We start from the raw sequence: 23721 nt of genomic DNA, 5'->3' as shown, positions 1-23721 counted from the left end.
AAGGGTTTTGTTAATTTTCGGTTCGGTTTATACTCGTAAACCTAAAACTTTTCAAAATGGTTTACAAGTCGATTATGACCCAGGACGATCTCGCCTTCGACAAGCAGCATATCTGGCACCCTTACACCTCCACCACCCGCCCCCTTCCCGTCTATCCGGTTGCCTCCGCCCACGGCTGCGAGCTGCACCTCGCCAGCGGCGAGCGGCTCGTTGACGGCATGTCTTCGTGGTGGGCGGCGATTCACGGGTACAACCACCCGCGCCTGAATGCGGCGATGAAGGCCCAGATTGACCAGATGTCGCACGTGATGTTTGGCGGGATCACCCATCAGCCCGCGGTGGATTTATGCCGCCGTCTGGTAGCGATGACGCCTGACTCGCTGGAGTGCGTCTTCCTGGCCGATTCCGGCTCCGTGGCGGTGGAAGTGGCGATGAAAATGGCGCTGCAGTACTGGCACGCCAGAGGCGAAACGCGCCAGCGGTTACTCACCTTCCGCAACGGCTATCACGGGGATACCTTCGGGGCGATGTCGGTTTGCGATCCGGAGAACTCCATGCACAGCCTGTGGAAAGGGTATCTGCCGGAAAACCTGTTTGCCCCTGCGCCGCAGAGCCGCTTCGACGGCGAGTGGAACGAGATGGACATGGTCGGCTTCGCGCGGCTGATGGCGGCGCATCGTCATGAGATTGCCGCCGTGATCCTTGAGCCTATTGTGCAAGGCGCGGGCGGAATGCGGATGTACCATCCGGAATGGCTGAGGCGTATTCGCAGGATGTGCGACCGCGAGGGCATTCTGCTGATTGCCGATGAGATTGCCACCGGCTTTGGCCGCACCGGCAAGCTGTTTGCCTGCGAGCATGCGGGTATCGCCCCGGATATTCTGTGCCTCGGCAAAGCGCTGACGGGCGGCACCATGACGCTCTCCGCCACGCTCACGACCCGCCAGGTGGCCGACACCATCAGCGACGGTGAAGCGGGCTGCTTTATGCACGGTCCGACGTTTATGGGTAACCCGCTGGCCTGTGCCGTGGCGAGTGAAAGCCTTGCGATTCTGGAGAGCGGCGAGTGGCAGACGCAGGTTGCGGCGATAGAAGCGCAGCTGAAAGCGGAGCTGAGCGCCGCCTCGGGCGCGAATTTCGTGGCGGACGTGCGCGTGCTGGGCGCCATCGGGGTGATTGAAACCACCCATCCGGTGAATATGGCGGCGCTGCAGCGCTTCTTTGTGGACCAGGGCGTGTGGGTGCGGCCTTTCGGCAAGCTTATCTACCTGATGCCGCCGTACAGCATCACGCCAGAGCAGCTTCGAAAATTAACCGACGCGGTTGTAACAGCCGTTAACATTCCCGCGCATTTCATGATTTAACCCAATGCATTACACTTGCTGAACGAGCGATCAACAAGGGTAAACCGTATGAAAATCATCAGTAAAGATCTGCGCGACGGAGAAAAACTCCCGGAACGGCACGTTTTCAACGGCATGGGGTATCAGGGAGATAATATCTCCCCGCACCTGGCGTGGGACGAGGTTCCGGCAGGCACCAAAAGCTTTGTCGTGACCTGCTACGACCCGGATGCGCCAACCGGTTCCGGATGGTGGCACTGGATCGTGGCGAACCTGCCTGCCGACACGCGCGTCCTGCCGCAGGGTTCCGGCTCTGACCTGGTTGCCCTGCCTGAGGGCGCGATTCAGACGCGCACCGATTTTGGTAAAGCGGGCTACGGCGGCGCGGCGCCACCAAAAGGGGAAACCCACCGCTACATCTTCACGGTGCACGCGCTGGACGTGGAGAAGATTGACGTCGATGAAGGCGCGAGCGGCGCGATGGTCGGGTTTAACGTGCATTTCCATTCCCTGGGGAGCGCGTCGATTACGGCGATGTATTCGTAAAAAAAGCCGGGTGGCGGCTACGCCTTACCCGGCCTGGATTTCGCATTCGTTGGCCCGGTAAGCGCAGCGCCACCGGGCAAAAAAATCACAGCACCGAAGGTAGCAGACCCACCAGCCGCCCTTCTTCCAGAAGCTGCATCGCCTTATCAATATCCGGCGCAAAGAAGCGGTCGTCGTCGTAATGCGATACGTGCTCGCGCAGCACCTGGCGCGCCTGCTCCAGCAGCGGGCTGGATTTGAGCCCTTCACGCAGATCGATACCCTGACTTGCCGCCAGCCATTCCACCGCCAGCACGCCGCGGGTGTTGGAGGCCATTTCCCAGAGACGACGCCCGGCAGCCGGTGCCATCGAAACGTGATCTTCCTGGTTTGCAGACGTTGGCAGGCTATCCACGCTGTGCGGATGCGACAGGGCTTTGTTCTCGCTTGCCAGCGCTGCGGCCGTCACCTGAGCAATCATAAAGCCCGAGTTGACCCCGCCGTTACGCACCAGGAACGGTGGCAACTGGGACATGTGTTTATCCATCATCAGCGCGATGCGGCGCTCGGACAACGCGCCGACTTCGGCAATCGCCAGCGCGATGTTGTCCGCAGCCATTGCCACCGGCTCGGCGTGGAAGTTACCGCCTGAGACCACCTCGTTTTCCTGGGCGAACACCAGCGGGTTATCGGACACCGCGTTGGCCTCCACCAGCAGCACCTCCGCCGCCTGGCGCAGCTGCGTCAGGCACGCGCCCATCACCTGCGGCTGGCAGCGCAGGGAATAGGGATCCTGCACCTTTTCACAGTTGTGGTGTGAATCCGCGATCTCGCTGGTGTCGGTAAGCACTTGACGGTACATCGCGGCGGCATCGATCTGCCCGCGCTGACCGCGCACCTCGTGGATGCGGGCATCGAACGGGCGACGCGAGCCCAGCACCGCTTCGGTGGTCAGCGCACCGCACACCACCGCCGAGGCAAACAGATCTTCCGCTTCAAACAGGCCGCGCAGCGCGAAAGCTGTCGATGCCTGCGTGCCGTTCAGCAGCGCCAGCCCCTCTTTCGCCGCCAGCGTGATCGGCGTTAAGCCGGCTTTTTTCAGCGCCTCTTTCGCCGGAAGCCACTCGCCCTGCCAGCGCGCTTTGCCTTCACCCAGCAGCAGCAGCGACATGTGCGCCAGCGGCGCGAGATCGCCGGAGGCCCCGACGGAGCCCTTCGCGGGGATCCACGGATAGACCTCTGCATTAACCAGCGCCATCAGCGCCTGGATCACGCTCAGGCGAATGCCGGAGAAACCGCGCGCCAGGCTGTTGATTTTGAGCACCATCATCAGACGGACAATCTCATCATCCAGCGGCTGACCCACGCCCGCCGCGTGTGACAGCACCAGCGAACGCTGTAAGTTTTCTAGATCGTGTGTCGCGATGCGGGTCTGCGCCAGCAGGCCAAAGCCGGTGTTAATCCCGTAGGCGGTGCGCCCTTCGGCAACGATGGCTTCGACGCAGGCGACGCTGTCGTTAATGGCGGCATGGGCACTTGCATCCAGCGAAAGGGTGACCGGCTTGCGCCAGACGTTACGCAGCTGCTTGAGCGTCAGCGAGCCGGGAGTGAGTGTTAATGCGTTCATTAATTCTTTCCTTGTGTGGCAGGGATCATCGGCAGGTTAAGGCCCTGCTCTTTGGCACAGTCAATGGCAATTTCGTAACCCGCATCCGCGTGACGCATCACGCCGGTTGCCGGGTCGTTGTGCAGTACGCGAGCGATACGCGCGGCGGCTTCATCGGTTCCGTCGCAGACGATGACCATCCCGGAATGCTGGGAGAAACCCATCCCCACGCCGCCGCCGTGGTGCAGCGACACCCAGGTCGCGCCGCTGGCGGTATTCAGCAGAGCGTTCAGCAACGGCCAGTCGGAGACCGCATCCGAGCCGTCGCGCATGGCTTCGGTTTCGCGGTTCGGGCTGGCGACGGAGCCGGAGTCCAGGTGGTCGCGGCCGATGACGATCGGCGCGGAGACTTCACCGCTGCGCACCATTTCGTTGAAGGCGAGGCCGAGTTTTTGACGCCACTCCAGCCCTACCCAGCAGATACGCGCCGGCAGGCCCTGGAAGTTAATGCGCTCGCGGGCCATGTCCAGCCAGTGGTGAAGATGTTCGTCATCAGCGACGATCTCCTTCACTTTGGCGTCGGTTTTGTAGATATCCTCCGGGTCACCGGACAGGGCAACCCAGCGGAACGGACCGATGCCGCGGCAGAACAGCGGACGAATATAGGCAGGAACGAAGCCCGGGAAGTCAAAGGCGTTATTCACGCCCATCTCTTTCGCCATCTGGCGGATGTTGTTGCCGTAGTCAAAGGTCGGAATGCCCATCTGGCTGAAGGCCAGCATGGCGTAGACGTGCTCGGCCATGGAGCGTTTCGCGGCAAGCACCGTGCCTTCCGGGTCGGTTTCCGCTTTTTGCTGATATTCTTCCCACGTCCAGCCTTTTGGCAGATAGCCGTGCAGCGGGTCATGGGCGCTGGTCTGGTCGGTGACCAGATCCGGGCGCACGCCGCGGGCGACGAGTTCAGGAAGAATGTCCGCCGCGTTGCCGCACAGGGCAATCGACACCGCTTTGCCTTCAGAGGTGTATTTTTTGATGCGCGCCAGCGCATCGTCCAGATCGGTTGCCTGCTCATCGACGTAGCGGGTGCGCAGACGGAAATCAATGCGGCTCTGCTGGCACTCAATGTTGAGCGAGCATGCGCCGGCAAGCGTGGCGGCCAGCGGCTGCGCGCCGCCCATGCCGCCGAGACCCGCGGTCAATACCCAGCGGCCTTTCAGTGAGCCGTTGTAGTGCTGGCGACCGGCTTCCACGAAGGTTTCGTAGGTGCCCTGCACGATCCCCTGGCTGCCGATGTAGATCCAGCTCCCCGCGGTCATCTGGCCATACATCGCCAGTCCTTTTGCGTCCAGTTCGTTGAAGTGTTCCCAGGTGGCCCAGTGCGGCACGAGGTTAGAGTTAGCGATCAGCACGCGCGGCGCGTTTTTATGCGTTTTGAACACGCCAACCGGCTTGCCGGACTGTACCAGCAGGGTTTCGTCGTGTTCGAGTTCGGTCAGGGATTTTACAATTGCGTCATAGCATTCCCAGTTGCGCGCGGCGCGGCCTATGCCGCCGTAGACCACCAGCTCGTGGGGGTTCTCCGCCACCTCAGGGTCGAGGTTGTTCATCAACATGCGCAGCGGGGCTTCGGTGAGCCAGCTTTTGGCGGTAAGCGTGGTGCCGCGCGCGGCGCGGACGTCCTGCTGGCGGTATTTACCTGACGACATTGTGTGCTCCTCATAGGGGACAGATGATGCATTTAGATATACTTGTATAGACAAGCACATACAAGGTCAGATTTAACAAAAAAGATACAATTTTGTTATATTGCGTTAGCGATCACGCTTATAAAACTTATGACATGAAGTGGCCCTGCAGCCGGTAGCGATTACCCGGGAAAAGCAGCCGGGCATGCGACACAATGTGCGACGAGGACCAGGTACGGCGGCGGATCAGCAGGCACGGATCGTGCTCTTTAATGCGCAGCCTTTCGCACTCCTGCGGCGTGGCGCGCACGGCCTCCACAATGTGCTCCCCTTCCGTCAGCGGTGCGACGAGCGAGAGATAGGCATGCGGCGTGGTCTGGGTGTAATCCTGGTTCAGATAGTCCGGTATCCGCTCAGCGTTAACGCAGCGATCTTCAATCTGCACCGGAATGTCGTTTTCGAAATGCACCATCACGGAGTGGAAGATGCGGCTTCCCTCTTTGACATTCAGCTCTACCGCCTGCTCGGCGCTGGCCTGGGTCTCTTCGAGCACCAGCACCTCACAGCGGTGCTGATGATTACGCGCGGCAATTTCGTCTGCAATACTGCGGATTTCAAACAGGGCGGATTGCCCTTTCGGTTCCGCCACAAACGTCCCCACGCCCTGCAGGCGCACCAGAAGCCCTTCGTCGGTCAGCTCGCGCAGCGCGCGGTTGACGGTCATCCGGCTAAAGCCAAACTGCGCCACCAGATCGGCCTCCGAGGGAATGCGGTCGTGCGGCCGCCAGACGCCGGTGGCGATTTTTTCGCTGATCGCCTGCTTCACCTTTTCGTAGAAAGGTGCGGGAGAGCTCGACTGCGGCAGGGGTGAGCGTGAAAACATCGTGACTCCTTGAATAGTGTTATGCCCACCAGTGAGCAATTTGCCAGGCCAGGCGGGCGGCGAGCTTAGCGCCCTGCCCGTCCCGATCGTACTGCGGGTTAAACTCTACCAGATCGGCGGCCTGGAGCTTACCGCTACGGCAGATATGTTCGATGACGGGGAGGAGATCCAGTGCCGGAATGCCTAACGCAGCCGGAGCGGAAACGGCAGGCATTTCGCTGGCGGGCAGGACGTCCAGATCGATTGTCAGGTAGACGCGATCGGCCTGGGCCAGCACACTTTCCAACGCGGACAGTGCATCGCGCCTGAAATGGAGATCTTCCACCAGCGTGACGTTCAGGCGTTCGGCCTCATCCCACAGCGCCTGCGTATTCGCCGCCCGGCTCACGCCAAAGCAGGCGTACTGAAATGCCCGCCCGCGCTCATCGCAGTAGTGTGCCAGCTGGCGAAACGGCGTGCCGGACGTCGCCCGGTCGGCCTTGCGCAGATCGAGATGGGCATCAAGGTTGATGATGACAACCCGCTCGTTCGGGAAGGCCTCCAGCACGCCGCGACCGTGCGCCCACGCGGTTTCGTGTCCGCCGCCAAAGACCAGCGTACGCATCCCGGACTGCTGACAGGCCGTGACGGCATCGCTTAACGCCTGCTGTGCCGCCTCAAGCTCGTCACCTTCAATGTAAACCGAGCCCATATCCGCCAGCCGATCGTGTCCCTGATGGCTGGCCATATTCGCCAGCGCTTTTCGCAGTATATCCGGCGCCTGCACGGCGCCGGGCCTGCCCTGATTGCGTTTTACGCCTGCATCACATTCAAAGCCTATCAGCGCAATGCCGGATGCCAGCGGCGTGAACGCTCCCTGCTGCCGTATCGTCTGGAAAATACGCGTTGCGTTGCTGGCCTCGGCGCTGTCGTCGCGCCCCTGCCAGACCGTTTCGGCTACGGGCCGCCATAGCTTCATACTGCCTCCCCACGAAAAATACGTTGATACAGCGGGTTGCGTCCCGGCTCGTAGACCATCTCTACCGGATGATGAGCATCCCAGACGATAAAATCAGCGACAAACCCGGCCCGCAGCTGTCCGTGGGTTGCGCCACGACCCAGCGCCTGCGCGGCATGCCGCGTGACGCCAGCCCAGGCTTCTTCAGGGGTCAGGCCAAACTGGACGCAGGCCATGTTCATCGCCAGGTGCAGGCTGGCAAACGGGCTGGTGCCGGGGTTGTAGTCGGTGGCGACCGCCATCGGCACACCGTGTTTTCTGAGCTGTTCCACCGGCGGACGCTGGCGCTCCTGCAGAAAATAGAACGCGCCGGGGAGCAGTACCGCAACCGTACCGCTTTGCGCCATCGCCTGAACGCCTGCGTCGTCGAGATATTCGATATGATCGGCGGAGAGTCCTTTATACCGGCTGACCAGCGCCGCACCGCCCTGATTTGAAAGCTGCTCAACATGCCCTTTCACCGGGATACCGAGCGCGGTTGCCGCCTTAAAGAGACGCTCGGTTTGCGACGAGGTAAAGCCGACGTTTTCGCAGAACACGTCTACTGCTTCGTATAACTCTTTTTGCCACAGCGTGGGCAATATCTGCTCACAGACCAGCGTGAGGTACGCGTCCGGATCCTGTCGGTATTCCGGCGGAACCGCATGAGCCGCCAGCAGCGTTGGGCTGATATCGATCGGATTATTGAGGCCCAGCTGGCGCGCGACCAGCAGTATCTTCTCTTCGGCCTCGGGGTTTAGACCGTATCCCGACTTGATTTCAACCGTAGTGACGCCTTCATTCATCAGTCGCTGAAGCCGCTGCTGCGCCAGCTTAAGCAGGGTTTCGGGCGAGCTGCTGCGGGTCGCCGTCACGGTAGCGTTAATCCCGCCCCCCTGGGCGCTGATGGTTTGATAAGAGACGCCGTTAAGACGCTGCTCCCACTCCGCCGCGCGATCGCCGCCAAATACAAGGTGGGTATGGCAGTCAATCAGGCCAGGCGTGACCAGACGCCCCTGGAGATCGACGCAGTGACGGTGTCCGGCCGGAATGTCAGATTCAGGGATCACGGCCAGGATAGTTTGACCCCGTACGACCAGGGCATGTTGCTCTTTCAGTCCATAGGGCGCAGATACGTCCGGCACCATCGTAGCCAGTCGCGCATTTCGCCATATCACATCGTCGGGATGAATCTGCTGCATGGGCATTCCACTTGTCATGGGTTGTATAGACATTTATTTGCATCCACCGTCTACTGTCAACCGCCTTGAAGGAAAATGTTAGTTATTTGTGATCACTTACTTGCCGCTCTCGGGCTAAAAATGGAACTTTTACCCTTTTTATCTTCCCGTTTCGCTCAACTTAGTATAAAAAAGCAGGCTATTTCGTCTGTCCCGTAAAGACTTGCATACCCAGGAGCTCTACCTTGAACATTTCCAGGATTTCCCGTCTGGCGTTAGCACTCGCCTTTGGCGTGACCTTATCCGCTTGCAGTTCAACACCACCGGATCAGCGACCTTCTGAGCAGGTTGCGCCCGGTACCGCCTCCCGCCCGATTTTGTCCACTGATGAAGCGAAGAACTTCGACCGTGCACACTACTTCTCAGCGATGGATCCTAACGCTGCGCCGTGGACCCCGTCGTCTATTAATCTGCCGAAACAGCCTGACTTCGTGGTTGGCCCGGCGAGTGCGCAGGGCGTAACGCATACCTCAATTCAGGCTGCGGTTGATGCTGCCATCACTAAACACAGCGCGTCTCGCCAGTACATCGCGATCCTGCCTGGTGAATATGAAGGCACCGTGTATGTTCCGGCGGCACCAGGCAGCATTACGCTTTACGGTCTGGGCGAAAAGGCGATTGACGTAAAAATTGGTCTGGCGATTGATTCCGAAATCGACAGCAACACCTGGCGTCACCTGGTGAACCCGGCCGGTAAATATATGCCGGGCAAACCGGCGTGGTATATGTTTGATAACTGCCAGAGCAAGCGTTCCGCCACCATTGGCGTAATGTGCTCGGCGGTATTCTGGTCTCAGAATAACGGTCTGCAGCTGCAGAACCTGACCATTCAGAATACCCTGGGTGACAGCGTTGACGCCGGTAACCACCAGGCCGTTGCGCTGCGTAGCGATGGCGATAAGGTGCAGATTAACAACGTCAACATTCTGGGCCGTCAGAACACCTTCTTCGTGACCAACAGCGGCGTGCAGAACACCCTGCAGAATAACCGTCTGACCCGTACCCTTGTGACCAACAGCTACGTTGAAGGTGACGTGGACCTGGTGTCTGGTCGCGGCGCGGTGGTGTTTGATAATACCGATTTCCGCGTGGTGAACTCACGTACTCAGCAGGAAGGTTACGTGTTTGCTCCGGCAACCCAGTCGAACCTCTTCTTCGGCTTCCTGGCCGTGAACAGCCGCTTTAATGCTGCCGGTGACGGCGTGGCGCAGCTGGGACGCTCCCTGGACGTGGACTCAGCCACCAACGGTCAGGTTGTGATCCGCGACAGCGTGATCAACGAAGGCTTCAACATGGCGAAACCGTGGGCGGATGCCGCGATCTCCAAACGTCCGTTCTCCGGCAACACCGGTGCGGTGGATGATAAAGGGAACGTGCAGCGCAACCTGAACGACGCTAACTTCAACCGCATGTGGGAATACAACAACCGCGGTCTGGGTAGCAAAGTGGTTGCTGAGCCGAAGCAGTAAGCTGTTTTGCCGGGTGGCGGCTTCGCCTTACCCGGCCTACAGATGATGCAGGCCCGGTAAACGCAGTGCCACCGGGCATAAAAAACCTCGCATTCGCGAGGTTTTTTGTTTTAGGCAGCTTAGTGAGCGTTAACTACCACCCACATCGGCCCCTGGCCTACGGCGTAGCGCCCTTTTTCTTCCAGCAGTCCCTGCTCGCCTTTAATTTCGTACAGCGCAATGTGGTGGGATTTCTGCCCCGCCGCAATCAGGTATTTGCCGCTGTGATCGATATTAAAGCCGCGCGGCTGGGTTTCCGTTGGCTGGAAGCCTTCAACCGCCAGCACGCTGCCATCTTCAGAAACGCTAAACACGGTAATCAGGCTGGAGGTACGGTCGCAGGCGTACAGATGGCGGCCATCTGGCGTAATGTGGATATCCGCCGCCCAGCGGGTGTCGGAGAAATCAGACGGCATCATGTCCAGCGTCTGCACGCACTCAATCTGACCGTTTGGATCTTTCAGTTCCCATACGTCCACTGAGCTGTTCAGTTCGTTGACCACGTAGGCATACTGCTGGTTCGGGTGGAAGACCATATGACGCGGACCAGCGCCTTCAACAGTCGTAACTTCAGCTGGATTCTGCGCCACCAGGTGACCATCGTCGCTCAGGGTGAACAGGCAGATACGATCCTGCTTCAGCGCAGGTACCCACAGCGTGCGGTTATCCGGAGAGATATTCGCCGAGTGGCAGCCTTCCAGCCCTTCCACCACATCCACGGTTTCGACCGGAATGCCGTCTTCCAGACGCGTTACGCTGACGCAGCCCGCGTTATACGAGCCGCTGAAGACAAAGTTGCCTTTACGATCGGTTGAGATATGGGTTGGGCTGCCCGGCAACGGGGCTTCAGCAGTGTACGTCAGCGCGCCGTCGTCCGGAGAAATGCGATAGGCCAGCACGCGAAACTCCGGGCGCACACCCACGTACAAGAAACGTTTATCCGGGCTGATGACCATCGGCTGTACCTGGCCTGGCACATCAACAACCTGAACCAGCGTGAGTGTCCCTTCGGTATTTAAGCGCCAGACGTGGATCTGCTGGCTTTCAGGACTGGCGGTATAAACGGTTTGTTTCATGAATATTCACTCCTCACTGCGCATGAAAGTAGTTAACTTTTGACGGTGAATGCTGAATTGTCGACAGGAATTTTGAAGCGTTCGCCTCTCGGTGTACCATCCCATCAAAACGTAAATTCAATATTAACCCGGAAAAACAGATGACCTCGCGTGTGATTGCTCTGGATTTAGACGGTACCTTACTGACGCCGCAAAAAACCCTTCTCCCCTCTTCTCTGGAAGCGCTTAAACGCGCGCAGGAAGCGGGATATCAACTCCTTATCGTAACGGGTCGACATCACGTTGCCATTCACCCTTTTTATCAGGCACTGGCGTTAGATACACCTGCAATTTGTTGTAATGGCACTTATTTGTATGATTATCAGGCAAAAAAGGTTTTAGAATCCGACCCGCTGCCGGTTCCCCAGGCGCTGCAACTGATTGATCTGCTGGATGAGCATGCCGTTCACGGCCTGATGTATGTGGATAACGCAATGGTCTACGAGCGCCCTACCGGCCACGTGGTGCGCACCAGCAACTGGGCGTTGTCCCTGCCTGAAGCGCAGCGTCCCGTCTTTACCCAGGTTTCCTCCCTGCGTCAGGCGGCCCAGGACGTTGAGGCTATCTGGAAATTCGCCCTGACGGATGAAGACACCACCAAGCTGAATGCCTTCGCGAAACACGTGGAACAGACGCTGGGTCTGGAGTGTGAATGGTCCTGGCACGATCAGGTGGATATTGCCCGCAAAGGCAACAGCAAAGGCAAACGCCTGACGCAGTATGTGGAATCAAAAGGCTGGTCGATGCAGGACGCGATCGCCTTCGGCGACAACTACAACGACATAAGCATGCTGGAAGCCGCCGGTACCGGCGTGGCGATGGGCAATGCCGACGACGCGGTAAAAGCGCACGCCAACGTGGTGATTGGCGACAACACCACCGACAGCATCGCGCAGTACATTTACACTCACCTGCTGTAATCAGGCGGTGATCGAGACGCTCTTAATTTGCGCGTAAAGCCACAGTCCGGGTTTGATCCCTAACTCATCCCTGGCCCACGGGCTGATGCGCGCCCAGAGCGTCCTGCTGCCGACCTCGAGCTTCACTTCCACCTGCCCGTTATCATCAAAACATTCCGCCACTTTGGCGCGCAGGATATTTCGAATACTGGTTTGCAGCGGCGGCTGCAGCACCAGCGAGACGTCAGATGCCTGAATACGAATACGCAGCGCGGACTGTAACGGCTTGTCGATCTTATTGACCCAAAGATGCTGGTCACCCAACGCCAGGGCGGTCATCGCGTAGTGTGGATGGTGTTCCAGCACGCTCACCTTCAGGATGCTGCTCTGCTGCTCCCTGGGTAACCACGGATGCATGACGCTGCTGCCCCACACCTCTTCCAGGTTGCCAAACGCCTTAACGCTGCCCTCTTCCAGCACCAGCACCTTGTCGGCCAGATGGAGGATTTCGTCCAGCGAATGGCTGACGTAGAGCATCGGAATATTAATTTCCCGCGTCAGGCGCTGCAGGTAGGGCAGGAGCTCACGTTTACGCGGAATATCGAGCGAGGCCAGCGGTTCGTCGAGCAGCAGCAGTTCGGGTGCGGTCAGCAACGCGCGGCCAATGGCCACGCGCTGTTTTTCTCCACCGGAGAGTGAGGATGGCAGCCTGTCGAGCAATGGCTCAATACCTAAAAGCGTCACCAGCTTATCAAACTGCCCGGCCATGCTTTTCGCCATGCCGTAACGCAGGTTGCCGCGCACGCTGTAGTGCGGGAACAGGCGTGCATCCTGGAAAACATAGCCGATGCGGCGTTTATCCGGCGAGAGGTAAACCTTATTCTCCACGTCATTCAGGACGCGGTCATTCAGAACAATCCGGCCAGACTGCGGGCGGGTCAGGCCGCTGATGGCATTAATCAGCGACGTTTTTCCCGCCCCCGACACGCCAAAGATGGCGGTGATTCCGCTTGCAGGCAGCGTCTCGTTAAGCGTCAGGGTATGGTTTCCCAGCGTCTGGGTAAAATGGAGTTGCAGCATGCTTATTTCCCCATCCGCTCGCGGCTGAGCCGCGCCAGCCATTCAGACACCATCAGCGATGCCAGCGCCAGCACAATTGAAATAATACACAGCCGCGCCGCCGCGCCTTCACCGCCCGGCGTTTGAATCAGGGTATACATTGCCGACGGAATCGTCCGCGTCTCGCCGGGTATGTTCGACACAAAGGTGATCGTCGCGCCAAACTCGCCGAGCGAGCGGGCGAAGGCCAGCACCGTGCCGACAATAATGCCCGGCAGCGTCAGCGGAAGCGTGATGGTGAAAAAGACGCGCCAGCGCCCGGCGCCCAGCGTGCGGGCCGCCTGTTCAAGCTTCATGTCCACGCCTTCCAGCGCGAGACGTATCGCCCGCACCATCAGTGGGAATGACATCACCGCCGCAGCCAGTACCGCACCGCGCCAGCTAAAAGCGAACGTCAGCCCAAACCAGTCGTAGAGCTTCTCGCCGATAAAACCGCGTCGCCCCATCGAAATCAGCAGCAGGTAACCGACCACTACGGGCGGCAACACGAGCGGAAGATGAAGCACGCTGTCGAGCAGCGTTTTGCCGGGAAACTGACAGCGAACCAGTAGCCAGGCAAAGAAGATCCCAAAGGGCAAACTCAGCGCAACCGCCAGGGAAGAGACTTTAAGGCTCAGCAGAACAGCCTGCCATTCAGGATCGGTCAATATCATCAGTGAGTCGTAAATCCGTAACGTTTAAAGATAGCGGACGCTTCAGGCCCCTTCAGATAATCGCGGAAAGCCGTCACGGTCGCATTTTTATGTCCATCAACAATCGCAACAGGATATTCCACTTTCTTGTGGGAGTCTTCCGGGAACGTTGCCACCACTTTCACTCCCTTACTGGCTACGGCATCAGAGCCATACACAATGCCCAGCGGGGCTTCGTTGCGTTCCACCAGCGCCAGCGCGCCACGCACGTCTTCGGCCGGGGCCAGCTTCGGCGACAACGTCTCCCATGCGCCCAGCTTTTGCAGCGCTTCTTTGGCATAAATCCCGGCCGGAACGTGCGCCGGGTCGCCCACCGCCAGACGGCCACCGTTCAGCAGGCTCATCCAGTTGGTCTGTTTGTTGATAGTGATGTCCGCCTGCGCGCTGGCTTTTGGCGCCACGACAACCAGGCTATTCCCCAGCAGCGTTTCGCGGGTTGTCGCATCAATCGATTTCTTCTCCGCCGCGTAATCCATCCACTTCTGATCCGCCGAGATGAACAGATCCGCCGGTGCGCCCGCTTCTATCTGGCGCGCCAGCGTCGAGGAAGAGGCAAAAGAGGAGACCACCTCGACGTTTTTCTCTTTTTTATACGCCGCCGCAATATCCTGCAGCGCGTTAGTCAGCGACGCCGCCGCAAAGACCGTGATTTTACCCTCGTCCGCCAGCGCGTGTCCGGTAAGGGAAAGCGTCAATGTTGCCCCTGCAAAAAGGCGTACCCATGAACGTGCCATCTGTAACTCCTGTGAGTAGCGTTATATACACATTAATATAACGATAACGTCAGGGAGATCCCAGCGTTTAATCGTACCGCTGAATGGGTAAACCGGTGTGATGCGTTAAATTATATCGGCGAAAACGGGAAAATCTTGAGAGCAAAACGCCCGGACAAGCCGGGCGTTTTGAGGGGAATCAATGCTGCTTTTTAGCCTGGTCTCTGTGACCAATGTTCGAAAAGACGTTGAACACTTCACCCAGGCCGTAGATGGCACCGAGGATGATGGCCATCACTACTGGTACCATGATCACGGCGAATACCAGACTTTTCAACAACTCTAACATGGTTTTCTCCAGATATTGTGAATGACTCATTCTACCCTGAATAGTGAGAAAAACATCCCCTTTTGTGCGGTACCCTTTGCGCCCTGCACCATTTGGGTCACAATACTCTTTTTGCCAGGACACTGTTATGCAGGCCGAAATTCTCCTCACTCTACGACTTCAGCAAAAGCTTTTCGCCGATCCGCGACGTATCGCCCTGCTTAAACAAATAGAACAAACGGGCTCGATTAGCCAGGGGGCGAAAAACGCGGGAATCAGCTATAAAAGCGCCTGGGACGCCATCAACGAGATGAACACCCTGAGCGAACACCCGCTGGTGGACAGAGCCACGGGCGGCAAAGGCGGCGGCGGTGCGATCGTGACGCGTTATGGCCAGCGCCTTATTCAGCTTTACGATCTGCTGGCGCAGATCCAGCAAAAAGCGTTTGATGTGTTGAGCGATGACGATAACGTTCCGCTGGACAGTCTGCTGGCCGCCATTTCCCGCTTCTCTTTACAAACCAGCGCCCGTAACCAGTGGTTTGGTACGGTGACGGCGCGCGACAATCTGCAGATACAGCAGCATATTGAGATCCTGCTTGCCGATGGCACCACCCGTCTGAAGGCCGCCATAACGGCGCAAAGCGCGGAACGTCTTGAACTGAATGAAGGTAAAGAGGTGCTGGTGCTGCTGAAAGCGCCGTGGGTCACTATCACGCGCGATCCCGACGCGGCAATCGGAGCAGATAACCAGCTGCAGGGCACCATCAGCCTCATCAAACGCGGTGAAGCGCAGTGCGAAGTGCTGATGACCCTGGCAGATGGGCAGCCGCTTTGCGCGACCGTACCGCTCAGCGAGTCGGACAACTTAGAAGAAGGTGCTGCCGTCACCGCGTATTTCAACGCGGACCGGGTGATTATCGCCACTTTGTGCTGAGCACATTGACAATCGTACCGACAGTGCGTATCCCTGATATCTGGTGCTGCAAAAACAGGGATAAACCATGTCATCATTGCATATTTCGCAAGGCACGTTTCGTCTTAGCGATACCCGAACGCTGACAATTGCTGATTTGACGCTACGCGCGGGTGAAAGCTGGGCGTTTGTCGGCACAAACGGCAGCGGTAAATCCGCGCTGGCCCGCGCGCTGGCCGGAGAGCTCAACCTCCTCAAGGGCGAATACCAGAGCGACTTTACGCGCCTGACGCGCCTGTCGTTTGAACAACTGCAAAAGCTGGTCAGCGACGAGTGGCAGCGCAACAACACCGATTTGCTCAGCCCAGGCGAAGAAGATACCGGCCGTACGACCGCGGAAATTATTCAGGATGAAGTGAAGGATCCCGCCCGCTGCCGGCGCCTGGCAGAACGGTTCGGTATCACCCCTCTGCTGGACCGGCGCTTTAAATACCTTTCTACCGGCGAGACGCGAAAAACGCTGCTTTGTCAGGCGCTGATGAGCCAACCTGAACTGCTTATTCTGGACGAACCGTTCGACGGTCTTGACGTGCAGTCCCGTGCGCAGCTGGCGGCCCTGCTGGCGTCTCTTAATCAGCAGGGATATACCCTCGTGCTGGTGCTTAACCGCTTCGATGAAATTCCGGACTTTATCCAGCACGCGGGCGTCCTGGCCGACTGTAACCTGACCGAAACCGGAGAAAAAACAGCGCTGCTCAAGCAGGCGCTGATTGCCCAGCTCGCGCACAGTGAACAACTCGACGGAATTACCCTTCCGGAACCTGACGCTCCTTCGGCCCGCCATGCGCTCGATCCCCACCAGCCGCGCATCGTGCTGCGGGATGGCGTGGTCTCTTATGACGATCGCCCGATCCTTAACCGCCTCAGCTGGACGGTCAATCCGGGCGAGCACTGGCAGATTGTCGGCCCCAACGGCGCGGGAAAATCGACGCTGCTGAGCCTGATCACCGGCGATCATCCGCAGGGCTACAGCAACGACCTCACGCTGTTTGGTCGGCGTCGCGGCAGCGGAGAAACCATCTGGGATATCAAAAAGCATATCGGCTACGTCAGCAGCAGCCTGCATCTGGATTACCGGGTCAGTACCACGGTACGCAACGTGATCCTCTCCGGGTATTTTGATTCCATCGGAATTTATCAGGCGGTGTCGGACAAACAACATAAGCTCGCCCAGCAGTGGCTGGACATTCTGGGCATGGATAACCGGGTGGCTGACGCGCCGTTTCATAGTCTTTCGTGGGGGCAGCAGCGTCTGGCCCTGATCGTTCGCGCGCTGGTGAAACACCCTACGCTGCTGATCCTCGACGAACCGCTGCAGGGACTCGACCCGTTGAACCGCCAGCTTATCCGCCGCTTTGTGGACGTGCTGATTAGCGAAGGTGAAACGCAGCTGCTTTTCGTTTCACATCATGCCGAAGATGCCCCCGCCTGCATCACGCATCGCCTGGAGTTTGTTCCGGACGGTGAGGGTTATCGCTACCTTCTCAGCAACGTTGATTAACCGCGGAGGGCTCTGCCCTCCTCTTTTTCAGATAACTTGCATCAATACATCGCTATCTCTTTGATCTAGAATGCTCTCAGTCATGAAAAAAATGAGTGTGAAAACGAGTGTAAACGATTCCACTATTTTATCCCATGTCACACTTTTCGCGTCTCTGTTATGCTATGGTTATTACATACCATAAGCCCAATGGAGCGAAATATGCGAGTTCTGGTAACAGGTGGTAGCGGTTACATAGGTAGCCATACCTGCGTGCAGCTGCTGCAAAACGGCCATGACGTCATCATTCTCGACAACCTGTGCAACAGTAAGCGCAGCGTGCTGCCTGTGATTGAACGTCTTGGCGGTAAACAACCGACTTTTGTGGAAGGCGACATCCGCAACGAAGCGCTGATGACCGAGATCCTTCACGACCACGCCATAGAAGCGGTGATCCACTTCGCGGGTCTGAAAGCGGTCGGTGAATCCGTTGCGAAGCCGCTCGAGTATTACGACAACAACGTCAACGGCACTCTGCGTCTCATCTCCGCCATGCGCGCGGCGAACGTCAAAAACTTCATCTTTAGCTCCTCCGCCACCGTCTACGGCGATCAGCCGAAAATTCCTTACGTTGAAAGCTTCCCGACCGGTACCCCGCAAAGCCCGTACGGCAAAAGCAAGCTGATGGTGGAGCAGATCCTGACCGACCTGCAAAAAGCCCAGCCGGAGTGGAGCATCGCGCTGCTGCGCTACTTCAACCCGGTCGGCGCGCATCCGTCTGGCGATATGGGTGAAGATCCCCAGGGCATCCCAAACAACCTGATGCCGTATATCGCCCAGGTTGCCGTTGGCCGTCGCGACTCGCTGGCGATTTTTGGCAATGACTATCCGACCGAAGACGGCACCGGCGTGCGCGACTACATCCACGTAATGGATCTGGCCGACGGTCACGTTGCGGCCATGCAGCAGCTGGCTGACAAACCGGGCGTGCATATTTACAACCTCGGCGCCGGAGTCGGCAGCAGCGTGCTGGACGTGGTTAACGCCTTCAGCAAAGCCTGCGGCAAGCCGGTGAACTACCACTTCGCACCGCGTCGCGAGGGCGATCTGCCTGCTTACTGGGCCGATGCCACCAAAGCCGACAAAGAGCTTAACTGGCGTGTGACGCGCACGCTTGATGAAATGGCACAGGATACCTGGCACTGGCAGTCACGCCACCCGCAAGGCTATCCGGACTAAGGATCCGTCATGACGCAATTTAATCCCGTCGATCATCCGCATCGTCGTTTTAACCCGTTGAGCGGGCAATGGATTTTAGTTTCTCCGCATCGCGCTAAGCGCCCCTGGCAAGGTGCGCAGGAGACGCCTGCAAAACAGACCCTGCCGCAGCACGACCCGGACTGCTTCCTCTGTCCAGGCAACACGCGCGTTACCGGGGATAAAAACCCGGACTACAAAGGCACCTTCGTGTTCACAAACGATTTTGCCGCCCTGATGACCGACACGCCGGACGCGCCTGAAAGCCACGATCCGCTGATGCGCTGCGAAAGCGCGCGCGGAACCAGCCGCGTGATCTGCTTCTCGCCCGATCACAGCAAGACGCTGCCGGAGCTGAGCGTGGACGCGCTGAAAGAGGTCGTCAGCACCTGGCAGGCGCAAACCGCAGAGCTGGGGCAGAGCTATCCGTGGGTGCAGGTGTTCGAAAACAAAGGCGCGGCCATGGGCTGCTCGAATCCCCATCCGCACGGCCAGGTCTGGGCGAACAGCTTCCTGCCTAACGAAGCCGAGCGTGAAGACCGTCTGCAGAAAGCGTATTACGCGGAAAACGGCTCGCCGATGCTGGTGGATTACGCGCAGCGTGAACAGGCCGACGGCAGCCGTACCGTGGTGGAAACCGAACACTGGCTGGCCGTCGTGCCTTACTGGGCCGCGTGGCCGTTTGAGACGCTGCTGCTGCCGAAAGCACATGTTCTGCGTATTACCGATCTCAGCGACGCGCAGCGCGACGACCTTGCCCTGGCGCTGAAAAAGCTGACCAGCCGTTACGACAATCTGTTCCAGTGCTCCTTCCCGTACTCCATGGGCTGGCACGGCGCGCCGTTCAACGGGGAAGAGAATCAGCACTGGCAATTGCATGCCCATTTCTATCCGCCGCTGCTGCGCTCTGCGACGGTACGTAAATTTATGGTGGGCTACGAAATGCTGGCAGAAACCCAGCGTGACCTGACGGCGGAACAGGCGGCAGAACGTCTGCGTGCCGTTAGCGACGTCCACTATCGCGAATCAGGAGTCTAAAAAATGAGTCTGAAAGATAAAACACAATCCCTGTTTGCTGAGAAATTTGGCTACCCTGCCACCCACGTTATCCAGGCGCCAGGCCGCGTTAACCTGATCGGTGAACACACCGACTATAACGATGGTTTCGTGCTGCCGTGCGCCATCGATTACCAGACCGTTATCAGCTGTGCGAAACGCGACGACCGTAAAGTCCGCGTGATTGCGGCTGATTACGGTAATGAGACGGACGAATTTTCCCTCGATGCCCCAATTGTGACACACGACAGCCAGCAGTGGTCTAACTACGTGCGCGGGGTGGTGAAACACCTTCAGAAGCGCGACAAGAACTTTGGCGGCGCCGATTTAGTTATCAGCGGCAACGTGCCGCAGGGTGCGGGCTTAAGCTCCTCTGCGTCGCTGGAAGTCGCCGTCGGCACCGTATTCCAGCAGCTTTACCATCTGCCGCTGGACGGCGCGCAAATCGCCCTGAATGGTCAGGAAGCAGAAAACCAGTTCGTGGGCTGTAACTGCGGCATTATGGACCAGCTGATCTCCGCGCTCGGCAAAAAAGAGCATGCCCTGTTGATTGATTGCCGCTCGCTGGGTACCAAAGCCGTTCCCCTGCCAAAAGGCGCGGCTGTCGTCATCATTAACAGCAACTTTAAGCGCACGCTGGTGGGCAGCGAATACAACACCCGCCGCCAGCAGTGCGAAACCGGCGCCCGCTTCTTCCAGCAGCCTGCCCTGCGCGACGTGACGCTCAATGAATTTAACAAAGTGGCGCACGAGCTGGATCCGGTCGTCGCCAAACGCGTTCGTCACGTGCTGACGGAAAATGCCCGTACCGTTGAAGCCGCGTCCGCGCTGGCGAAAGGTGACCTGAAACGCATGGGTGAGCTGATGGCGGAATCTCACGCCTCCATGCGCGAAGATTTTGAAATCACCGTTCCGCAGATCGACACCCTGGTGGACATCGTTAAAGCCACCATTGGCGACAAAGGCGGCGTGCGCATGACGGGCGGCGGTTTTGGCGGCTGCATCGTTGCGCTGGTGCCAGAAGAGCTGGTTCCTGCCGTACAGGATGCCGTGGCGAAGCAGTACGAAGCCAAAACAGGCATCAAAGAAACCTTCTATGTTTGTAAAGCATCACAAGGAGCCGGACAGTGCTAAACGAAACACCTACACTCGCACCGGATGGTCTGCCGTATCGCCTGTTAACCCTGCGCAACAGCGCGGGAATGGTCGTTACGCTGATGGACTGGGGTGCTACCCTTCTTTCTGCCCGCGTACCGATGCCGGACGGCAGCGTGCGCGAAACCCTGCTCGGCTGCGCCTCGCCTGAGCAGTATGTCAATCAGTCCGCCTATCTGGGCGCGTCCGTTGGGCGCTATGCTAACCGCATCGCGAAGAGCCGTTTTGAACTCAACGGCGAGCAGTACACCCTGCTTCCTAGCCAGGGTGAGAACCAGCTGCACGGCGGGCCGGATGGGTTTGATAAACGCCGCTGGAAGATTGTTCGTCAAAACGACGGTGAAGTGCTGTTCTCACTGGATTCGCCTGATGGCGATCAGGGCTTCCCGGGGAACCTTACCGCGTCCGCGCGCTTTACGCTGACCGATGACAACCGTATCGCCATTGAATACCGCGCGAAGGTCGACAGGCCGTGTCCGGTCAACCTGACCAATCACGCGTACTTTAATCTGGATGGTAGCCAGTGCGACGTGCGTGAGCACAAGCTGCAGATCCTGGCGGATGCGTATCTGCCGGTTGACGAGATGGGCATTCCATATCAGGGCCTCAAAGACGTGAGCGGCACCAGCTTTGACTTCCGCAGCGCGAAAACCATCGCCCGGGATTTCCTGAGCGATGACGATCAGCGTAAGGTGAAAGGCTACGATCACGCTTTCCTGCTGCAGGCCAAAGGTGATGTGACGCAGCCTGCCGCGCAGGTCTGGTCTGCGGATGACAAGCTGCAGATGACGGTTTATACCACTGCCCCAGCCCTGCAGTTTTACTCAGGCAACTACCTCGGCGGCACGACGGCGCGCGAACACGATGAGTACAGCGACTGGCAAGGCCTGGCGCTGGAGAGCGAGTTCCTGCCGGACAGCCCGAACCATCCGGAATGGCCGCAGCCAGGCTGCGTGCTGCACCCGGGTGAAGAGTACGTGAGCGTGACGGAATACCATTTTATTCCACATTAATATTCAGCCCTCCCTCCGGAGGGCTTTTTTCTGCACGCCTTGCTGAAAATAGCGCCGATCGCAGACAAAATCATAACCCTGGATTCACAAGCATCTTACACTCAGAGACTATTTTCGCTATGGTTAGGGTTAAGCGTTGCTGCTGGCACGGCCACGGCAATATAATGAGAATTGTTATCATTCTAAAAATGCTTGAGGAGTAAGAGATGGCTATTACTAAGCTGGTCCTGGTGCGTCACGGCGAAAGCCAGTGGAACAACGAAAACCGCTTTACCGGTTGGTACGACGTTGATCTGTCCGAGAAAGGCGTAAGCGAAGCAAAAGCAGCAGGTAAACTGCTGAAGGAAGAAGGCTTCAGCTTTGATTTTGCTTACACCTCTGTGCTGAAACGTGCCATCCACACCCTGTGGAACGTGCTGGACGAACTGGATCAGGCCTGGCTGCCGGTTGAGAAGTCCTGGAAATTGAACGAACGTCACTACGGTGCGCTGCAGGGCCTGAACAAAGCGGAAACCGCTGAGAAATATGGCGACGAGCAGGTTAAACAGTGGCGTCGCGGCTTCGCAATCACCCCGCCAGAGCTGACCAAAGATGACGAGCGCTACCCGGGCCACGACCCACGTTACGCGAAGCTGACCGACGCTGAGCTGCCAACCACCGAGAGCCTGGCGCTGACCATCGACCGCGTTGTGCCTTACTGGAACGAAACCATTCTGCCACGCCTGAAGAGCGGCGAGCGCGTGATCATCGCGGCTCACGGTAACTCTCTGCGTGCGCTGGTGAAATACCTGGACAACATGGGAGAAGACGAAATCCTCGAACTGAACATCCCAACCGGCGTACCGCTGGTGTATGAGTTCGACGAAAACTTCAAGCCAATCAAACACTACTATCTGGGTAACGCAGAAGAGATCGCGGCGAAAGCAGCGGCTGTTGCGAACCAGGGTAAAGCGAAGTAATTTTCGCCAGACATAAAAAAAGCGCGGAGCCTTCCGCGCTTTTTTATTTGTGCCTGAGAATTCAGCCGCGGCGCGCTTTTACCGCATTTGCCAGCTGGCGCAGGATGGCGTCGGTATCGTCCCAGCCGATGCAGGCATCGGTCACGCTTTTGCCGTACACCAGCGGCTCGCTGCCTTCCAGGTTCTGGTTACCTTCAACCAGATGGCTTTCGATCATCACCCCAATCACCGCCTTCTCACCGCCGGCAATCTGCTGGCAGACGTCTGAACCCACTTCCATCTGCTTTTTAAACTGCTTGCTGGAGTTCGCATGGCTGAAATCGATCATCACCTGCGGCGGCAGTCCGGCTTTTTCCAGCCCGACTTTCACTTCTGCCACGTGTTTCGCGCTGTAGTTCGGCTCTTTACCGCCGCGCAGAATGATGTGGCAGTCACCGTTCCCGCTGGTGTTAACGATGGCGGAGTGACCCCATTTGGTCACGGACAGGAAGCAGTGCGGCGCACCAGCGGCGTTAATAGCATCAATAGCCACCTTAATGGTGCCGTCAGTGCCGTTTTTGAAGCCCACCGGGCAAGAAAGACCGGACGCCAGCTCGCGGTGGACCTGAGATTCAGTCGTGCGCGCACCAATTGCGCCCCAGCTCATCAGGTCCGCAAGGTATTGTGGCGTAATCATGTCCAGGAATTCACCGGCCGCAGGCAGGCCGCTGTCGTTGATCTCAAGCAGCAGCTTGCGCGCAATGCGCAGGCCGTCGTTGATCTGGAAGCTGTTATCCATGTGCGGGTCGTTAATCAACCCTTTCCAGCCAACGGTGGTGCGCGGTTTTTCAAAGTAGACGCGCATGACGATTTCCAGCTCGTCCTTCAGCTCTTCACGGAGGGTGAGCAGACGGGCGGCGTATTCTTTCGCGGCAGCCGGATCGTGAATGGAGCACGGACCAATCACCACCAGAAGACGATCGTCATTACCTTTCAGGATCTTATGGATCGCTTTACGAGCATGAGAAACCGTGTTTGCGGCATTTTCAGTGGCGGGGAATTTCTCAAGGAGCGCTACAGGAGGTAATAACTCATTGATCTCTTTAATGCGTAAATCGTCATTCTGATAATTCATCTTCGTTCCAGCTCTGCCATATCTTTAGTAATGAAAGCAATCCTTTCAATCTATCTTGTCGACCAGGAAGTGTAAACA

22 protein-coding genes are annotated in these 23721 nt (G+C 58.1%); 11 read left to right on the top strand and 11 right to left on the bottom strand.

Annotated elements, in window-relative coordinates; genetic code table 11:
* Window positions 1-56: 56 nt before the first annotated feature.
* Together bioA and AB3N39_RS06310 are read left to right on the top strand one after the other, a co-directional pair.
* Window positions 57-1364 (top strand): adenosylmethionine--8-amino-7-oxononanoate transaminase, encoded by a 1308-nt coding sequence (bioA, locus tag AB3N39_RS06315; RefSeq protein WP_136195371.1) that lies wholly within the window; start codon window positions 57-59, stop codon window positions 1362-1364.
* Between the two features lie 48 nt (window positions 1365-1412).
* Window positions 1413-1889 carry a kinase inhibitor gene (locus AB3N39_RS06310; protein ID WP_032674406.1) on the top strand — a complete coding sequence of 159 codons (477 nt, stop codon included), beginning with the start codon at window positions 1413-1415 and terminating at the stop codon, window positions 1887-1889.
* Between the two features lie 85 nt (window positions 1890-1974).
* Here AB3N39_RS06310 and hutH read toward each other — a convergent pair whose 3' ends face one another.
* From hutH to hutI, 5 genes are all read right to left on the bottom strand, one after another.
* Window positions 1975-3495 carry a histidine ammonia-lyase gene (gene hutH / locus AB3N39_RS06305; RefSeq protein ID WP_136195370.1) on the bottom strand — a complete coding sequence of 507 codons (1521 nt, stop codon included), beginning with the start codon at window positions 3493-3495 and terminating at the stop codon, window positions 1975-1977.
* Entirely contained in the window at window positions 3495-5180 is a 1686-nt protein-coding gene (gene hutU / locus AB3N39_RS06300) for a urocanate hydratase (protein WP_136195369.1), read from the bottom strand. Before hutU ends, hutH begins: the two co-directional genes overlap by 1 nt.
* A 127-nt stretch (window positions 5181-5307) precedes the next feature.
* Window positions 5308-6042, bottom strand: a complete 735-nt coding sequence (locus tag AB3N39_RS06295; protein WP_104949081.1) for a histidine utilization repressor — start codon at window positions 6040-6042, stop codon at window positions 5308-5310.
* Between the two features lie 19 nt (window positions 6043-6061).
* The gene (gene hutG / locus AB3N39_RS06290; protein ID WP_136195368.1) at window positions 6062-7000 is read right to left on the bottom strand and encodes a formimidoylglutamase; all 939 of its coding nucleotides are present in this window, start codon (window positions 6998-7000) and stop codon (window positions 6062-6064) included.
* The gene (hutI, locus tag AB3N39_RS06285; RefSeq protein WP_143344845.1) at window positions 6997-8220 is read right to left on the bottom strand and encodes an imidazolonepropionase; all 1224 of its coding nucleotides are present in this window, start codon (window positions 8218-8220) and stop codon (window positions 6997-6999) included. Before hutI ends, hutG begins: the two co-directional genes overlap by 4 nt.
* Window positions 8221-8444: 224 nt before the next feature.
* Between hutI and AB3N39_RS06280 the strand changes: the two genes are divergently transcribed.
* Window positions 8445-9728, top strand: a complete 1284-nt coding sequence (locus tag AB3N39_RS06280) for a putative acyl-CoA thioester hydrolase (RefSeq protein WP_143344844.1) — start codon at window positions 8445-8447, stop codon at window positions 9726-9728.
* Between the two features lie 119 nt (window positions 9729-9847).
* On the opposite strand, the gene pgl is transcribed toward AB3N39_RS06280, so the two are convergent.
* On the bottom strand, window positions 9848-10843 hold the full coding sequence (pgl, locus tag AB3N39_RS06275; protein ID WP_045909472.1) for a 6-phosphogluconolactonase: 996 nt from the start codon (window positions 10841-10843) through the stop codon (window positions 9848-9850).
* A 140-nt stretch (window positions 10844-10983) separates the two neighbouring features.
* Between pgl and AB3N39_RS06270 the strand changes: the two genes are divergently transcribed.
* Window positions 10984-11802 carry a pyridoxal phosphatase gene (locus AB3N39_RS06270; protein ID WP_149366186.1) on the top strand — a complete coding sequence of 273 codons (819 nt, stop codon included), beginning with the start codon at window positions 10984-10986 and terminating at the stop codon, window positions 11800-11802.
* Here the strand turns inward: AB3N39_RS06270 and modC are convergent, their stop codons facing one another.
* The 4 genes from modC to AB3N39_RS06250 form a co-directional block, all read right to left on the bottom strand.
* Complete coding sequence (modC, locus tag AB3N39_RS06265) at window positions 11803-12861, bottom strand: molybdenum ABC transporter ATP-binding protein ModC (protein WP_288460361.1); 1059 nt, start codon at window positions 12859-12861, stop codon at window positions 11803-11805. It lies immediately after the preceding gene.
* Between the two features lie 2 nt (window positions 12862-12863).
* Window positions 12864-13553: a molybdate ABC transporter permease subunit gene (gene modB, locus AB3N39_RS06260; RefSeq protein WP_032641645.1), complete on the bottom strand. Its 690-nt coding sequence runs from the start codon at window positions 13551-13553 to the stop codon at window positions 12864-12866.
* The gene (modA, locus tag AB3N39_RS06255) at window positions 13553-14326 is read right to left on the bottom strand and encodes a molybdate ABC transporter substrate-binding protein (RefSeq protein ID WP_133294013.1); all 774 of its coding nucleotides are present in this window, start codon (window positions 14324-14326) and stop codon (window positions 13553-13555) included. Before modA ends, modB begins: the two co-directional genes overlap by 1 nt.
* Window positions 14327-14504: 178 nt before the next feature.
* Complete coding sequence (locus AB3N39_RS06250) at window positions 14505-14654, bottom strand: AcrZ family multidrug efflux pump-associated protein (protein WP_008501118.1); 150 nt, start codon at window positions 14652-14654, stop codon at window positions 14505-14507.
* Between the two features lie 127 nt (window positions 14655-14781).
* On the opposite strand from AB3N39_RS06250, the gene modE reads away from it, so the two are divergent.
* From modE to gpmA, 7 genes are all read left to right on the top strand, one after another.
* Window positions 14782-15570: a molybdenum-dependent transcriptional regulator gene (gene modE / locus AB3N39_RS06245; protein ID WP_136195365.1), complete on the top strand. Its 789-nt coding sequence runs from the start codon at window positions 14782-14784 to the stop codon at window positions 15568-15570.
* Between the two features lie 67 nt (window positions 15571-15637).
* Window positions 15638-17110, top strand: coding sequence for a molybdate ABC transporter ATP-binding protein ModF (modF, locus tag AB3N39_RS06240; protein WP_136195364.1), 1473 nt, complete (start codon window positions 15638-15640; stop codon window positions 17108-17110).
* A gap of 201 nt (window positions 17111-17311) precedes the next feature.
* Window positions 17312-18328: a UDP-glucose 4-epimerase GalE gene (gene galE / locus AB3N39_RS06235; protein WP_048026980.1), complete on the top strand. Its 1017-nt coding sequence runs from the start codon at window positions 17312-17314 to the stop codon at window positions 18326-18328.
* 9 nt (window positions 18329-18337) lie between these two features.
* A complete protein-coding gene (galT, locus tag AB3N39_RS06230) occupies window positions 18338-19384 on the top strand; it encodes a galactose-1-phosphate uridylyltransferase (protein WP_111963799.1) in 1047 nt (348 codons plus the stop codon).
* A 3-nt stretch (window positions 19385-19387) separates the two neighbouring features.
* Window positions 19388-20536 carry a galactokinase gene (gene galK / locus AB3N39_RS06225; RefSeq protein ID WP_136195363.1) on the top strand — a complete coding sequence of 383 codons (1149 nt, stop codon included), beginning with the start codon at window positions 19388-19390 and terminating at the stop codon, window positions 20534-20536.
* Complete coding sequence (galM, locus tag AB3N39_RS06220) at window positions 20530-21570, top strand: galactose-1-epimerase (RefSeq protein WP_133294008.1); 1041 nt, start codon at window positions 20530-20532, stop codon at window positions 21568-21570. Before galK ends, galM begins: the two co-directional genes overlap by 7 nt.
* A 206-nt stretch (window positions 21571-21776) precedes the next feature.
* Window positions 21777-22529, top strand: a complete 753-nt coding sequence (gene gpmA / locus AB3N39_RS06215; protein ID WP_023310804.1) for a 2,3-diphosphoglycerate-dependent phosphoglycerate mutase — start codon at window positions 21777-21779, stop codon at window positions 22527-22529.
* 61 nt (window positions 22530-22590) lie between these two features.
* Here gpmA and aroG read toward each other — a convergent pair whose 3' ends face one another.
* Window positions 22591-23643, bottom strand: coding sequence for a 3-deoxy-7-phosphoheptulonate synthase AroG (aroG, locus tag AB3N39_RS06210; protein ID WP_136195362.1), 1053 nt, complete (start codon window positions 23641-23643; stop codon window positions 22591-22593).
* Between the last annotated feature and the right edge of the window lie 78 nt (window positions 23644-23721).

It is taken from the genome of Enterobacter vonholyi, from assembly GCF_040834095.1.
Taxonomy (GTDB): domain Bacteria; phylum Pseudomonadota; class Gammaproteobacteria; order Enterobacterales; family Enterobacteriaceae; genus Enterobacter; species Enterobacter vonholyi.
This window is presented reverse-complemented; position numbering and strand designations above follow the sequence as displayed.